The sequence below is a fragment of the Enterobacter sp. 302C9 genome (genome assembly GCF_034106085.1).
In the GTDB taxonomy this organism is placed as follows: Bacteria; Pseudomonadota; Gammaproteobacteria; order Enterobacterales; family Enterobacteriaceae; genus Enterobacter; species Enterobacter asburiae_B.
Window position 1 is genome coordinate 164,245 of record NZ_JAWNBW010000003.1, and the last position, 14,549, is coordinate 178,793.

Sequence of the window (14,549 nt, forward strand, 5' to 3'; positions counted from 1 at the left end):
CGGGATCGAATGATTGTGATAGATCTCAAAGAACTTCGCCCCTCACCCTAACCCTCTCCCCTGAGGGGAGAGGGGACTGGCTGGTGCGGTCTCAAAGAATTGGCTCGATCTGGTTTTTTCCCTCTCCCCTCAGGGGAGAGGGGCAGGGTGAGGGGTGTGGGTTTTTACTAAGCCCGGTGCCTGCCACATCGACGTCGTCAGCCCGCTGTCCACCAGCCCGAGCTGGTCCGCGTACACCGCCTGCCATTTCTGCATCATGCCGTCGTACAGCTCGCGGTGCTGCGGGTTCGGCGTGAACTCGCGGCTCCACTTCACCAGCCGCTCGCCCGTCGAGGCCATATCCGCAAACAGCCCCGCGCCCGCACCTGCGGCAATCGCGCAGCCGAGCGCCGTCGCCTCTTTCACTTCCGGCACGCGCACCGGCAGCCCGGTGACGTCGCTTAAAATTTGGCTCCACAGGGCGCCTTTGGCCCCGCCGCCCGCAAACACCAGGCTTTCAAACGTCACGCCGGAGAAGCGCGAGATCTGCGCCAGGTTGCAGGCCGAGACAATCGCCGCGTTCTCCTCAAGGGCGCGGAACAGCGTCGCTTTATTGCATTTTTCCGGATCGATGGAGAGGTTAATAAACGACGGCGCGGCGTGGTACCACTGCTTGAAATGCATCGCATCGGAAAATATCGGCATCACCCCGTGGGAGCCTGCCGGTACGCGGCTCGCCATCTCTTCCAGCAGGGAATAGGTGTCCATCCCCATCCGCTCGGCAATCAGCTTTTCCTCGGCGCAGAAGGCGTCGCGGAACCAGCGCATGGTCAGCCCGGTAAAGAAGCTGATCGACTCCGCCTGCGCCATGCCGGGGATAACGTGCGGGTTCACGCGGATGTTCATCTCGGGGTCGGTGCGCACCTGCGGCAGGTTGACCACCTGCTGCCAGAAGGTACCGCCCAGCACCGCCGTCTGTCCGGCGCGGACCACGCCCAGCCCCAGGCAGCCCAGCTGCACGTCGCCGCCGCCCATCACCACCGGGGTGCCTTCGCGCAGGCCGCACTGCTGCGCGGCCTCTTTGGTAATCGTGCCCAGCACGGTGCCGGTCTCTTTCACCGGGGAGAGAATATCGGCGCGCAGCCCGGCCATGTCGAGCAGCGCCGGACGCCAGTCGCGGGAAAAGAGATCCAGCATGCCGGTGGTGCCCGCGTTAGACGGGTCGACCGCCAGCTCGCCGGAGAGCTTCGCCGCCAGCCAGTCGCTGATCATGGTGATGGTCGCGGCCTTGCGGTAAATATCCGGGCGATGGTGCGCCAGCCACAGCAGGCGCGGCATGGCGCTCAGCGCCAGCGTCTGGCCGGAAACCTCATACACTTCGGATTCAAAACGGTCGTCGTGGATCTCTTTGAGTTCGGCCACCTCGCGGCTGGCGCGGGCGTCGACGTTGGCGCAGGCCCAGATGGCCTCGCCGTCGCGGTCGTAAAGCACGATCCCTTCGCGCATCGAGCAGCAGGCGACGGACTGAATGTCCGCCGCGCTCAGGCGCGCACGCTCCAGCGCCTGATGAATGCACCGGCAGGCCAGCTGCCAGTTGGTCTCCAGATCGAACTCCATCGATCCCGGCACGTTCTCCACGCTCAGGTGCTTCCACTCGGCCTGACCGACGGCAATCTGGTTGCCCTGTAAATCGAAAATCACGGCGCGAACGCTGCCTGTCCCTGCATCTAACGCTAAAAGGTAACTCATGAGCTTGCCTCGTTGTTAGCGCAGGGCCTGCCCGTTACGTCAGGGCCAGCACCGCGCGGGCTGTCGTCTCCTCCGTCACCAGGCCATTGATACGGCGACCCTTCAGTGCGGCATAAATCGCATCGGCTTTCTCTTCTCCTCCGGCCACGCCAACGATGGTGGGCAGCTGCGCCAGTTCATCGAGCGTGACGCCCAGCAGTTCTTTGTGGATCTCCAGCTCCTCGACGCATTCCCCTTCGGCATTGAGGAAATAACCGAGAATGTCGCCGACCGCCCCTTTGCGGGCGTACATCAGCTGTTCACCTTCGCTGATATAGCCGGATCGCAGTATCGTGGCGTCACGGCGCTGGTTCACTGAACCAATGCCGACCACCGCCACGTCGGCGGCGGTCGCGGCGAGGATCACGTCCCGCACGCTGGTCTCGCGTTTTAAGATCCCGGCCACCTCTGCGGATGACACGCGAAGCGGGGCGGGGATCATGCTGACGCTGCAGGCCGCGTCCAGCTGGCCAATACCGGTCATGTACGGCCCGACGCCGCCGGAGAGCGTCACCAGGCGGATCTGCTGCGAGCTGATAAAGCCGCTCAGGTGCTGCAGGCAGCTCATGGTGGTTTCACCAAACCCCACCGCTAATAGCTGGCCGGGCTCCAGTACGCCCATCAGCGACTGCGCCGCGCCAATGCCGAGCCGCACGTTCATCGGCGGCGTATTTAACGCGGGCATCACGCGCACCAGCTTCAGGCCAAAGCGCTGCTGTAGCTCGGTCTCCAGCGCCAGACAGCCCTCGTAGCGGGAGTTGATCTGCACGCGGATCACCCCGGACTGACGGCCTTTTTCCAGCAGGCGGGAGATCTTCAGGCGCGGCAGCCCGAGCCGCTCGCCGATGTCGTTCTGGGTCAGCCCGTCGTGGTAGTAGCACCAGGCTACGCGCGCCACCAGCTCCTCTTCCGCCAGTGCCAGCCCGGCAAACCTTACTTCTTCCGCAGTGCGTTTATCGCTCATAGTTGAACTCTTATAAAAATTTAGATCATATGTTCGTGATGGCGCGAAGGGAAAGTGTGAGCCACGCGACAAAACGGAGCTTTTAGATCGTTTCTGGTTTATCTGTATCTCAATCGATAAAACTGTGATCCCTGCACGGTTGTAAATATAGTTCACCGTCTACGCTTTTGAACATTATTAAATCTAAAAATCATTTGTTCAATAGCGGAGCGATGATGACACCACTTCTCGACGCGCAGAATATCAGCAAGCAGTTCTCAGGCGTGCCGGTCTTAAAAGGCATTGATTTCACGCTGCTTGCGGGCCAGGTGCACGCCCTGATGGGCGGAAACGGCGCGGGAAAATCGACGCTGATGAAGATCATCGCCGGGGTCGAAACGCCGGACGGCGGTGAACTTTCTGTCGAGGGGCAGTCATATGCGCGGCTCACGCCCGCTCAGGCGCACGGGTTAGGCATTTATCTGGTGCCGCAGGAGCCGCTGCTGTTCCCCAACCTGACGGTGCGGGAAAACATCCTGTTTCGCCTGCCGCGCGAACGCGATCTGGAAAAGCGGCTGGCGGAGAAGCTCCAGCAGCTCCAGTGCCAGCTTAACCTCGACGCCGCCGCCAGCACCCTGGAAGTGGCGGATCAGCAGATGGTGGAGATCCTGCGCGGGCTGATGCGCAACGCCAGGATCCTGATCCTCGACGAACCCACGGCCTCCCTCACGCCGGGCGAAACCGAGCGGCTGTTCCGCCAGATCCGCGCCCTGCAGGCGCTCGGCGTCGGGATTGTCTTTATCTCGCACAAGCTGCCGGAGATTCGCCAGCTGGCAAGCCACGTCTCGGTGATGCGCGACGGCGCGGTGGTGCTGAGCGGTGAAACCGCGCAGTTTGACGACAGCGCCCTGATCGCCGCCATGACGCCGGTAAGCCGGGAGAAATCCCTCAGCGATACGCAAAAGCTGTGGCTGGCGCTGCCGGGCAACCGCCGCACCCAGCCGCAGGATTTCCCGGTGCTGCGGGTGGAGGATCTCACCGGGGAAGGCTTTATCGATCTCAGCCTTGAGATCTTCGCCGGAGAGATCGTCGGCCTGGCCGGGCTGGTGGGATCCGGGCGCACCGAGCTTGCAGAAACGCTCTACGGCCTGCGGCCGGTACGCGGCGGACGCGTCTGGCTGGAGAATCAGGACATTACCGCCGAGCCGGTAAGTTCACGCCTGGAAAAAGGGCTGGTCTACCTGCCGGAAGACAGGCAGGTGTACGGCCTGTTCCTCGACGCGCCGATCCGCTGGAACACCGTGGCGCTGAACGAGCCGTCTCTCTGGCAGCAGCGCAAGCGGGAGTCTGCGGTGGTGGAGCGCTATCACCGGGCGCTGGGGATCAAGCTCAACCATGCGGATCAAACCGTGCGCACGCTCTCCGGCGGCAACCAGCAGAAGGTGCTGCTGGCGCGCTGTCTGGAGGCCAACCCCTTATTGCTGATCGTCGATGAACCGACGCGCGGGGTGGACGTCTCGGCGCGCGCCGACATCTACCAGCTGATAAAAAGCGTGGCGGCGCAGAACTTGGCGGTGCTGATGATCTCAAGCGATCTTGACGAGTTCCCGGGCCTTGCGGACCGCGTGCTGGTGATGCATCAGGGCGTGCTCAGCGGCGAGCTGCCGCGCCACGCCGTCAGCCTCGACAGGATGATGGCGCTGGCATTCGGAGGGCAGTCATGAAGACCTTGCTGAAAAACCGCGAGCTGAGCGCGTTCCTCGCCATTCTGGCGCTGTTCGCCGTGCTGGTGGCGCTGAATCCGTCCTACCTGAGTTTACAGACGCTCGGGATGATTTTCGCCAGCTCGCAGATCCTGATCCTGCTGGCCATCGGCGCTGCGCTGGTGATGCTGACCCGCAATATCGACGTGTCCGTTGGCTCAACCGTCGGGCTGTCCGCCATTGCCGTCGGCGTGGCGCTGAACAGCGGCTACAGCCTGCCCGTTTCCATTCTCTTCGCCCTGTCTACTGGCGCGCTGGCCGGTGCATTCAACGGGTTTCTGGTGGTGGGGCTGCGCATCCCGGCGATTGTCGCCACCCTCGGCACGCTGGGGCTGTACCGTGGCGCGATGCTGCTCTGGACCGGCGGAAAGTGGATTGAAGGACTGCCACCCGGGCTGAAATCCCTCTCTGAGCCTGCCGCCATCGGCATTTCGCCGCTCGGCATGCTGGTGTTGATTATCGCGGTCACGGGCGCGTGGACGCTCTCGCGCACCGCGTTCGGGCGTGATTTCTACGCGGTGGGGGATAACCTCGCCGCCGCGCGCCAGCTGGGCGTGGCGGTGAACCGCACCCGCATGATCGCCTTTACCCTCAACGGCATGCTGGCGGCCTGCGCCGGGATCGTCTTTGCCGCGCAGATTGGCTTTGTGCCCAACCAGACCGGCAGCGGGCTGGAGATGAAGGCCATCGCCGCCTGCGTGCTCGGCGGTATTTCGCTGCTGGGCGGCACGGGCACGCTGATTGGCGCGCTGCTCGGCGCCTTCTTCCTGACCCAAATCGACACCGTGCTGGTGCTGTTCAGGCTCCCGGCGTGGTGGAACGACTTTATCGCCGGGCTGGTGCTGCTGGGCGTGCTGGTGCTCGACGGGCGTCTGCGCCAGGCGCTGGCGCGCCATCAGCGGGCGCTGAAGTACGGCCGCTTCCAGCCGGGTAACAAAGGGGGAAAGCACGTCACCCCGTTTCCCAAACGCAAAAAAGAGGTGGCGTAAATGAGGCTTAACTGGGAAAGCGCGCTGCTGATTTTACTGGTGCTGGAGATCCTTCTCTTTGGCGCCATCAACCCGCGCATGCTCGACGTCAACATGCTGCTTTTCAGCACCAGCGACTTCATCTGCATCGGTATCGTGGCGCTGCCGCTCACGCTGGTCATCATCAGCGGCGGGATCGACATCTCCCTCGGTTCAACCATCGGCCTGTGCGCCATCGCGCTGGGCGTGATGATGCAGGCGGGGTGGCCGATGGCGGTCGCTATTCCATTGACGCTGCTGCTCGGCCTGCTGTGCGGGCTGCTGAATGCGGCGCTGATCCACTACACCGGCATTAGTCCTTTAGTCATCACCCTCGGCACGCTTTACCTCTACGGCGGCGGCGCGCTGCTGCTCTCCGGCATGGCGGGCGCGACGGGCTACGAGGGCATCGGCGGTTTCCCGGACGGCTTCACGGCGTTCGCTAACCTCACGGTGCTGGGCCTGCCGATCCCGCTGGTGCTGTTCGCGGTGATTACGGTTTTCTTCTGGCTGATTACCCACCGCGGGCGCTTTGGTCGTCATCTGTTTTTGATTGGGCAAAACCCGCGCGCGGCGCGCTATGCGGCGCTGTCGGTGAACGGCATGCCCTACGCGCTGTACGGCCTGGTGGGCGTGGCCTCGGCGATTGCCGCGCTGGTGATGGTCTCCTATTTCGGCTCCGCGCGTTCGGATCTGGGGCGCGATTTGCTGATGCCTGCGCTCACCGCCGCCGTGCTCGGCGGGGCCAATATCTACGGCGGGTCAGGTTCGGTTGTCGGTACGGCGCTGGCGGCGCTGCTGGTGGGGTATCTGCAGCAGGGTTTACAGATGGTCGGCATCCCTAACCAGGTGTCGAGCGCGCTGTCAGGGGCGCTGCTGGTTGTGGTGGTGATGGGACGTTCGCTGAGTCTGCACCGCGAGTGGGTGCGTTCTCTCTTTAGAAAACTATCCGGAGCGTAAGATGAAAACAAAACTGATAGTCCTGGCAATGGCCCTCAGCTTCGCCTCGGCGCAGGCGGCGGACCGCATCGCCTTTATCCCGAAGCTGGTGGGCGTGGGGTTCTTCACCAGCGGCGGCAACGGCGCGAAAGAGGCGGGGAAAGATCTCGGCGTGGACGTGACCTACGACGGCCCAACCGAGCCGAGCGTCTCCGGGCAGGTGCAGCTCATCAATAACTTCGTTAACCAGGGCTATAACGCCATTATCGTCTCCGCCGTGTCGCCGGACGGCCTCTGCCCGGCGCTCAAGCGCGCGATGCAGCGCGGCGTCAAGGTCCTGACCTGGGATTCCGACACCAAACCGGAGTGCCGCAGCATCTACATCAACCAGGGGACGCCGGAGCAGCTTGGCGGCCTGCTGGTGGAGATGGCGGGCAAACAGGTCACCAAACCGAACGCTAAAGTGGCGTTCTTCTACTCAAGCCCGACCGTCACCGACCAGAACCAGTGGGTGAAAGAGGCGAAGGCCAAAATCGAGAAAGATCACCCCCAGTGGCAGGTCGTGACGACCCAGTTTGGCTATAACGACGCCACCAAATCCCTGCAAACCGCCGAAGGGATCTTAAAAGCGTATCCGGATCTGGATGCGATCATCGCCCCGGACGCCAACGCGCTTCCAGCGGCGGCGCAGGCGGCGGAAAACCTGAAGCGGGAAGGGGTGGCGATTGTCGGCTTCAGCACGCCGAACGTGATGCGCCCGTACGTTGAGCGCGGCACGGTGAAAGCCTTCGGCCTGTGGGATGTAGTACAACAGGGCAAAATTGCGGTCAACGTCGCCGATCGCCTGCTGAAAAAAGGCGATCTTAACGTCGGCGACAGCGTGGACGTAAAAAATATCGGCGCGCTGAAGGTCGAGCCGAACAGCGTGCAGGGCTACCAGTATGAGGCGAAGGGCAACGGCATCGTGCTGCTGCCGGAGCGCGTGGTGTTCACCAAAGAGAACATCAGCAAATACGATTTCTGACGGGGGAGCAAATGGCTGATTTAGACGACATCAAAGACGGCAAGGATTTTGGCATCGGCACGGCGCAGCAGAATGTGCCGTACACCCTGAAGGGCTGCGGCTCGCTGGACTGGGGCATGCAGTCCAGGCTTGCGCGCATCTTCAACCCGCAGAGCAACCGCACGGTGATGCTGGCCTTTGACCACGGCTACTTTCAGGGGCCGACCACCGGGCTTGAGCGTATCGACCTCTCCATCACGCCGCTATTTGGCGAAACCGACGTGCTGATGTGCACCCGCGGCATCCTCAGGAGTCAGGTGCCAGCCGCCACGAACAAACCGGTGGTGCTGCGCGCCTCGGGCGGTAACTCGATTCTGGGCGAACTGTCGAACGAGTGCGTGGCGGTGGCGATGGAGGACGCGCTGCGCCTGAACGTCTGCGCGGTGGCGGCGCAGGTGTATATCGGCAGCGAGTTTGAGCATCAGTCGATCAACAACATCATCAAGCTTGTCGATGCGGGCGCGCGCTACGGTATGCCGACGCTGGCGGTGACGGGCGTGGGGAAAGAGATGGCGCGCGACGCGCGCTATTTCTCGCTCGCCAGCCGCATCGCGGCCGAAATGGGGGCGCAGTTCGTCAAAACCTACTACGTGGACGAGGGCTTTGAAAAAGTGACCGCCAGCTGCCCGGTGCCGATCGTTATCGCCGGGGGCAAAAAGCTGCCGGAGCACGAGGCGCTGGAGATGTGCTGGCGCGCGATTGACCAGGGCGCGTCCGGTGTGGACATGGGGCGCAACATCTTCCAGTCCAGCGCGCCGCTCTCCATGCTGAAGGCGGTGAAAAAAGTGGTTCACGAGAACTGGAATGCCCGCGATGCGTTCCAGTTCTGGCAGGAAGAGAAACAGGGAGAAGCAAAATGAACGTGACGCTGGTGGAGATCAACATCAAGCCCGAGCGGGTAGACGAGTTTCTGGAGGTGTTTCGCGCCAACCACGAGGGGGCAATCCAGGAGCCGGGAAACCTGCGTTTTGACGTATTGCAGGATCCGAGGGTGAAAACCCGGTTCTTTATCTACGAAGCCTATAAAGACGAAGAGGCGGTGCTGGCGCACAAGCAAACCCCGCACTATCTGGCGTGCGTGGATAAGCTCGAAGAGCTGATGTCGGAGCCGCGCAAGAAACGCAGTTTTGTGGGGCTGTTGCCGGAGTAACAGCGTTATAAAGGTTTTGTAGGCCGGGTAAGCGCTAGCGCCACCCGGCGTTGTTCAAGCCAGCGCCAGATCCGCAAGTATCGTAGCAAGCGCTTCGCGCGGCTCACCCTGAAGAGCCTGAAGGGGGAAGGGTAGCGCGGGTGTTTCCACTTTCCCCAGCATTTCTGCCGCTGCCGCTACCACCCGCAAACTACCATAATGGCGGAACAGCGCCCAAAGCGGCTCCAGCCGCTCGGATTGTGCCGACTCTTTCGAACGGGCAATCGCCAGCGCTGTTTGCGGAAACAACCCGCCGACCACCGAGTACCAGACGTCAAACCCGGCCTGCAGGGCGGAGGCCGCTCGCCAGTCACCGGCGATGCCCAGCGTGACGGTATCAGGTAGACGAGCGCGTACCTGCAACAGGTCCTCCGGCACGCGGCCAAGCTTAATGGACCCTATATTCGGCAGGGCCGCGGCGGCAAATAACAGTTCATCGCTAAACGAAAAACCGGTTGTGGCGGGATTATCGTAAATGCACAGCGGTACTGAGAGCTGGCGGGTCACCGTTTCATACAGATTAAATACTTCGTCTTCCGTTAATCGCTGGTACGACACGGGTGCCAGCAGCACGCCGGAGACACCTGCCGATTGCGCGTCGTCAGCTAGACGCAGAATATCGTCCAGCCGCAATGCGCCGATGCTGACGATGACCGGAATGTCATCAGCATGCGCCACCGCGCAGCGTGCGATCCGACCGCGCTCTTCAACGGTCAGATAGGCGTAACTTCCCGTTGAGCCCAAAATGCCCAGTGAATCCATACCAGCGTCGACCACGGGGCGCAGAAGATTGATGAAGGAGTGCTCGTCAAACGTCCCCTCTTTCAGGGGGGTTAACGGAAACGCGCTTAACCCGTGAAACATCGTGTTGTCCTCCTACAGCGTCAGCAGCTGAACCCGAGCCGTGGCTCCCGGCATCAGCCGCTGCAGGTTGTTGACCAGTTCTTCTCCTGCCTCTTCCAGTGCCGCAAGGGGCATCGACGGCAGGCTTTCAAGAATAAACCACATGGATTGCGCCTGGCTGTCCAGACGGGTACGCACCCCCTGGCGCCAGTTCCAGCGGCGGCAGGTGACGCCGAGATCGTCGCGCCAGATAACCTCGCCCGGTTCCGGATGTTCCATCACTGGTTGTCCCTCTTTGAAGGTATCAAACGGCTCGCTGCCGTCGGCCAGCGTCAGACGCGGCACACCCGAATACGCCGCGAGATTTTCCCCGCCCACCGGAATGGCATAGCGAATACTCACCGCGTTATAGATATCTACGACCGGATCCAGCGACGTCAGCGAACCGTCTTTCAGTACCCGCTTGCGCAGGGCAGATGCCGAGCAGGGCGTGCGCTTCGGTTTCGCGCCGAAGGCTTTATACACCTCATCCCAGTCTGAAAGGTGTGCATCAGCCCATGGCACATCATCATTCAACATCTGCTGGCAGGCCTGCGCCAGCGCGGCGGGCGCAACCTCCGGGTGGGTTATCGGCGCAGCTTCAACCAGAATGCTCAGCGCCCGAAAGCCCGGGGCAATCCCGGTAAGATGCGAATCTATTGACGGCGTAACGAGAGACATAAATAATCCTGTATTGACTGTTTTATACCATGGTAGTGACCAATGACTGATAAAGTCAATATAATGACTTCGCAGGGTGCCGATGTTGCCCTGGTAAGCCTGGCCGTGGCAAACCGCATACGCAACTGGCGCAAAGAGAAAAAGCTGTCTCTGGACGAGTTGTCCCGCCGGGCAAGCGTTAGCAAAGGCATGCTGGTGGAGATCGAAAAGGGCGCAGCCAACCCCAGTATCGCCATCTTGTGCAAGCTGGCCGCCGCGCTCGGCATCTCCGTAGCGGATATCGTCAACGTATCCAGCGAGCCGCTGGTGCACGTTATCGAAGAGGCCGCGATTCCGGTGCTGTGGCAGGGCGCACAGGGTGGACGCGCCAGACTGCTGGCGGGAACCGCAGGCCCGGATATGATTGAGCTATGGCAGTGGGAGATGCAGCCGGGAGAGCGCTTTACCTCTCCGGGGCACCCGGCGGGAACCTTTGAGCTGCTGCACGTGAACGAAGGCGTTTTAACGTTGACGGTGGATGAGACGGTGACCCAGGTTAACGCTGGCGCATCGGCGGTGGCGAAAACGGAAGCGGCGCACGGATATGCGAACGAAGGCGATACCGTGCTTCGCTTCACCATGACGGTGGCGGAATTTCACCGATAAAAAGCAGCCCGGTGGCGCTACGCTTACCGGGCCTGCATGCAGTATTTTGTAGGCCGGGTTAGCGTAGCGCCACCCGGCGTTGATTACGCCTCTTCCACACTTATTCGCAGCGCTGCCAGCGCTTTACGCGCCGCTTTCAGCACCTGCTCGCACTGCTCAATCGTCAGCGTCAGCGGCGGTTCGATGCGGATGGTTTTCGAGTTGTTGAGCGTTCCGGCGACCAGCACCCGCTGGCGGAACATCTCGCTCGCGAAGCTATAGCCGGTTTCGTTGTCGACAAATTCAATCGCCATCAGCATCCCTTTCCCACGCGCGTCCTGCACCAGGTCCGGATACTCCCGGCCTAGCTGACGGAAGCCGTCCAGCAGCATGTCGCCTTTCTGCTCCGCCTGCGCGGGCAGGTTTTGCTCCAGCAGCACATTGATGGTTGCCAGCGCGGCCGCGCAGGCCAGCGGGTTACCGCCAAAGGTGGTGGTATGCAGGAACGGGTTGTCGAACAGCACCGAGAACACCTCTTCAGTCGCAACCGTCGCACCAATCGGCATCACGCCGCCGCCGAGCGCCTTAGCCAGGCACAGGATGTCCGGCTGCACGTTTTCGTGCTCGCAGGCAAACATTTTGCCGGTGCGCCCCATCCCGGTCTGGACTTCGTCGAGGATCAGCAGCGCGCCAAACTCATCGCACAGCTGACGCACGGCGGGCAGATAGCCCTGCGGAGGGAGGATCACGCCGCCTTCACCCTGAATCGGCTCCAGGATCACCGCCGCCACGTCATCGCCGGTTTTACGGCATTCGCTCAGCACGGTGCGCATGGCGTTAATGTCGCCGAACGGCACGTGGCGGAAGCCCGGCAGCAGCGGCATAAACGGTTTGCGGAAGGTGGATTTGGCGGTAGCAGACAGTGCGCCCAGAGATTTACCGTGGAACGCGCCGCTGGTGGCGATAAAGGTGAATTTCCCGCGCGGCGACTGGTACGCTTTGGCGAGTTTAATCGCCGCTTCGACCGATTCCGTGCCGCTGTTGCTAAAGAAGCTGTACTTCAGTTTGCCGGGCGTTAAGGCCGCCAGCGTTTTCGCGAGCATAGCGCGAAGCGGGTCGAGCAGTTCCTGGCTATGGAGAGGTTGTTTCGCAAGTTGATTCTGTACGGCGGAAACCACAACTGGATTACGGTGCCCCACGTTGAAGATACCAAAACCACCCAGGCAATCGATAAACTCCTGTCCCTGGGTGTCGACAAGCGTGTTAAGACTCCCCGCTTGCCACTCTACGGCTCCGTAATCCCCGCCGGCGGTAACAGATTTGCGATACTCCAGAAAACCTGGATTGACGTGCTCTTTAAAGTAATCGATGACCTCTCGGTTAAGTTGTTTCATCTCCTCATGATCGAGCGTTCGCTTCTCAATGAGATTCAGTGCGTGCGCGGTACAGGCAAGAGCCGAGGCGCTGGAAGGTAACCTGTTCAAAATGTGCTCCCGGGGATCGCGTATCACATGATACTGGTTTAAGTATTGCAGGGATTACGCCACTTCAGATGACTTAACGAAAATCGGGATAAACGCCAGGTTAAAATAATGTTGCACAATATTTAATCATGCCGGAGCAACCGAAACGGGATTTAGCGGTACAGGACAAAAAGGGTAAATGAGGCGGAAAAGCGCATCTGCACTAAAGAAGTGCATTGGCTGCAACTTAAGTGGGCATTAACTGGTCATGCTTTATAGGTAATTTCTTTACGAAAGTATTTGAAATCAATGAATTATAAAATCGTACAAAAAGTATGGTTTAAGTGAAATCTGAGATCTACATCAAGTTTAACAACTAAAGATAAATTGTTTACCGCCGAAAAAACATTGACCCACAAAATTAACATTCAAATAACCTGCAAGGGATGCCCACAATGTCCTCTCCAACCTATGTCACCCAGAATGAATATTCTCTGGACGATGACACCACCTTAATGTCTACCACAGACGTCCACAGCTACATCACACACGCCAACGACACCTTTGTGCAGGTGAGCGGCTACCAGCTCGATGAGCTGACGGGCCAGCCGCACAATCTGGTCCGCCACCCCGACATGCCAAAAGCCGCGTTTGCCGATATGTGGTACACGCTGCAGCAGGGCGAGCCGTGGAGCGGAATTGTCAAAAACCGGCGCAAAAACGGCGACCACTACTGGGTGCGTGCGAATGCGGTGCCGATGGTGCGCCGCGGGCAGGTGACGGGCTATATGTCCATTCGCACCAAAGCCACAGCCGAAGAGATTGCGGCCGTGGAGCCGCTCTACCGGGCGCTGAACGACGGGAGCTGTAAGAAACGTGTGCACAAGGGGCTGGTGGTTGGAAAAGGCTGGCTGGGCAAACTGCCGGCAATGCCGCTGCGCTGGCGCGTGCGCAGCGTGATGGCGGCGCTTTTAGCCGTTCTCGCCGCCACGCTGATCGCGACTTCCGCCGGGTGGATGCCGCTCGTTGCTGCCGCGGTGGTGATGCTGCTGGGGACGCTGCTGTTTGAGCAACAGATTGTCCGCCCGGTAGAGAATGTGGCGCAACAGGCGCTGAAGGTCGCAACCGGTGAGCGCAACAGCGTGCAGCATCTGAACCGCAGCGACGAACTGGGGCTGACGCTGCGCGCGGTCGGGCAGCTGGGCCTGATGTGCCGCTGGTTAATCAATGACGTCTCGAGCCAGGTGGTGAGCGTCCGTGACGGCAGCGACAGGCTGGCACAGGGAAATGAAGATCTGAACGATCGCACGCGTCAGACCGTGGCGAACGTGCAGCAGACCGTCGCAACAATGAACCAGATGGCCGCTTCCGTTCAGAGTAACTCTGAAACCGCCGCCGAGGTGGATAAACTCTCCGTGGCCGCGAGCAGCGCGGCGACGAAAGGGGGCAACGCGATGCAGACCGTCGTTAAAACCATGGATGACATTGCCGACAGCACGCAGCGGATTGGCTCGATTACCTCCCTGATTAACGACATCGCTTTCCAGACCAATATTCTGGCGCTGAACGCGGCGGTTGAAGCGGCAAGGGCAGGAGAGCAGGGAAAAGGTTTTGCCGTGGTCGCGGGCGAAGTTCGCCATCTCGCCAGCCGCAGCGCCAGTGCCGCCAATGATATTCGTAAACTCATTGATGCCAGCGCCAGCAAGGTGCAGTCCGGCTCTGAGCAGGTTCACGCCGCAGGCCGCACGATGGATGATATCGTGGTGCAGGTGAAAAACGTGACGCAGCTTATCGCCCAGATCAGCCACGCGACATCCGAGCAGGCCACCGGGCTGTCAGAGTTGACCCGCGCGGTGGCTGAACTCGACAGCATCACGCAGAAAAATGCCGACCTGGTCGAGGAGAGCGCCCACATTTCTGCAATGGTGAAGCACCGCGCCGGACGCCTCAAGGATGCGGTGACTGTGCTCCACTAAGTCAGTAATGTTCCAAAAAAGCCGTTTATTCCGTAAGGAATAAGCGGCGTTTTATTTTTCTGATTGTGACTATTAATGTGGTTTATTGTTAATTTAATATTAAATAACTAAAGAAATTGCCTCAGTTATTTATTCCTGCCTAAGTCAGTTCTTCAGAATGCTATTTCGAAAATACCCCGTTTGACGGTCTGGTAACGATCGATGAGGCTATATTAATAGCCTGCACCTATGCATTGCGGGGGTTATGAAATA

13 protein-coding genes are annotated in these 14,549 nt (G+C 60.5%); 8 read left to right on the forward strand and 5 right to left on the reverse strand.

Annotation, left to right across the window (positions count from 1 at the left end; all coding sequences use genetic code 11):
- Positions 1-129: 129 nt before the first annotated feature.
- Both lsrK and lsrR read right to left on the reverse strand, forming a co-directional pair.
- Positions 130-1,728 carry an autoinducer-2 kinase gene (lsrK, locus tag UR289_RS08735; RefSeq protein ID WP_320709759.1) on the reverse strand — a complete coding sequence of 533 codons (1,599 nt, stop codon included), beginning with the start codon at positions 1,726-1,728 and terminating at the stop codon, positions 130-132.
- A gap of 34 nt (positions 1,729-1,762) precedes the next feature.
- Entirely contained in the window at positions 1,763-2,731 is a 969-nt protein-coding gene (gene lsrR / locus UR289_RS08740; protein ID WP_167818707.1) for a transcriptional regulator LsrR, read from the reverse strand.
- Positions 2,732-2,946: 215 nt separating this feature from the next.
- Here lsrR and lsrA point away from each other — a divergent pair, with 215 nt between their 5' ends.
- From lsrA to lsrG, 6 genes are read left to right on the forward strand one after another with little or no spacing between them, the layout of a single operon-like run.
- A complete protein-coding gene (lsrA, locus tag UR289_RS08745) occupies positions 2,947-4,434 on the forward strand; it encodes an autoinducer 2 ABC transporter ATP-binding protein LsrA (protein ID WP_320709926.1) in 1,488 nt (495 codons plus the stop codon).
- On the forward strand, positions 4,431-5,462 hold the full coding sequence (lsrC, locus tag UR289_RS08750; RefSeq protein ID WP_045888065.1) for an autoinducer 2 ABC transporter permease LsrC: 1,032 nt from the start codon (positions 4,431-4,433) through the stop codon (positions 5,460-5,462). Before lsrA ends, lsrC begins: the two co-directional genes overlap by 4 nt.
- The gene (gene lsrD, locus UR289_RS08755; RefSeq protein ID WP_048981228.1) at positions 5,463-6,440 is read left to right on the forward strand and encodes an autoinducer 2 ABC transporter permease LsrD; all 978 of its coding nucleotides are present in this window, start codon (positions 5,463-5,465) and stop codon (positions 6,438-6,440) included.
- 1 nt (position 6,441) lies between these two features.
- Entirely contained in the window at positions 6,442-7,443 is a 1,002-nt protein-coding gene (gene lsrB, locus UR289_RS08760) for an autoinducer 2 ABC transporter substrate-binding protein LsrB (RefSeq protein ID WP_033146708.1), read from the forward strand.
- A gap of 11 nt (positions 7,444-7,454) precedes the next feature.
- Complete coding sequence (lsrF, locus tag UR289_RS08765; RefSeq protein WP_320709763.1) at positions 7,455-8,342, forward strand: 3-hydroxy-5-phosphonooxypentane-2,4-dione thiolase; 888 nt, start codon at positions 7,455-7,457, stop codon at positions 8,340-8,342.
- Positions 8,339-8,632 (forward strand): (4S)-4-hydroxy-5-phosphonooxypentane-2,3-dione isomerase, encoded by a 294-nt coding sequence (gene lsrG, locus UR289_RS08770; protein ID WP_008503162.1) that lies wholly within the window; start codon positions 8,339-8,341, stop codon positions 8,630-8,632. Before lsrF ends, lsrG begins: the two co-directional genes overlap by 4 nt.
- Positions 8,633-8,686: 54 nt before the next feature.
- On the opposite strand, the gene UR289_RS08775 is transcribed toward lsrG, so the two are convergent.
- Both UR289_RS08775 and UR289_RS08780 read right to left on the reverse strand, forming a co-directional pair.
- Positions 8,687-9,535: a dihydrodipicolinate synthase family protein gene (locus UR289_RS08775; RefSeq protein WP_033146705.1), complete on the reverse strand. Its 849-nt coding sequence runs from the start codon at positions 9,533-9,535 to the stop codon at positions 8,687-8,689.
- 12 nt (positions 9,536-9,547) lie between these two features.
- Positions 9,548-10,234 (reverse strand): B3/4 domain-containing protein, encoded by a 687-nt coding sequence (locus tag UR289_RS08780; RefSeq protein WP_320709766.1) that lies wholly within the window; start codon positions 10,232-10,234, stop codon positions 9,548-9,550.
- Between the two features lie 42 nt (positions 10,235-10,276).
- Between UR289_RS08780 and UR289_RS08785 the strand changes: the two genes are divergently transcribed.
- Positions 10,277-10,879 carry a helix-turn-helix domain-containing protein gene (locus UR289_RS08785; protein WP_039260488.1) on the forward strand — a complete coding sequence of 201 codons (603 nt, stop codon included), beginning with the start codon at positions 10,277-10,279 and terminating at the stop codon, positions 10,877-10,879.
- Between the two features lie 83 nt (positions 10,880-10,962).
- Here UR289_RS08785 and ygjG read toward each other — a convergent pair whose 3' ends face one another.
- Positions 10,963-12,342, reverse strand: coding sequence for a putrescine aminotransferase (gene ygjG, locus UR289_RS08790; RefSeq protein ID WP_023309267.1), 1,380 nt, complete (start codon positions 12,340-12,342; stop codon positions 10,963-10,965).
- Positions 12,343-12,776: 434 nt separating this feature from the next.
- On the opposite strand from ygjG, the gene UR289_RS08795 reads away from it, so the two are divergent.
- The gene (locus UR289_RS08795; RefSeq protein WP_320709768.1) at positions 12,777-14,297 is read left to right on the forward strand and encodes a methyl-accepting chemotaxis protein; all 1,521 of its coding nucleotides are present in this window, start codon (positions 12,777-12,779) and stop codon (positions 14,295-14,297) included.
- The last annotated feature ends 252 nt before the right edge of the window (positions 14,298-14,549 follow it).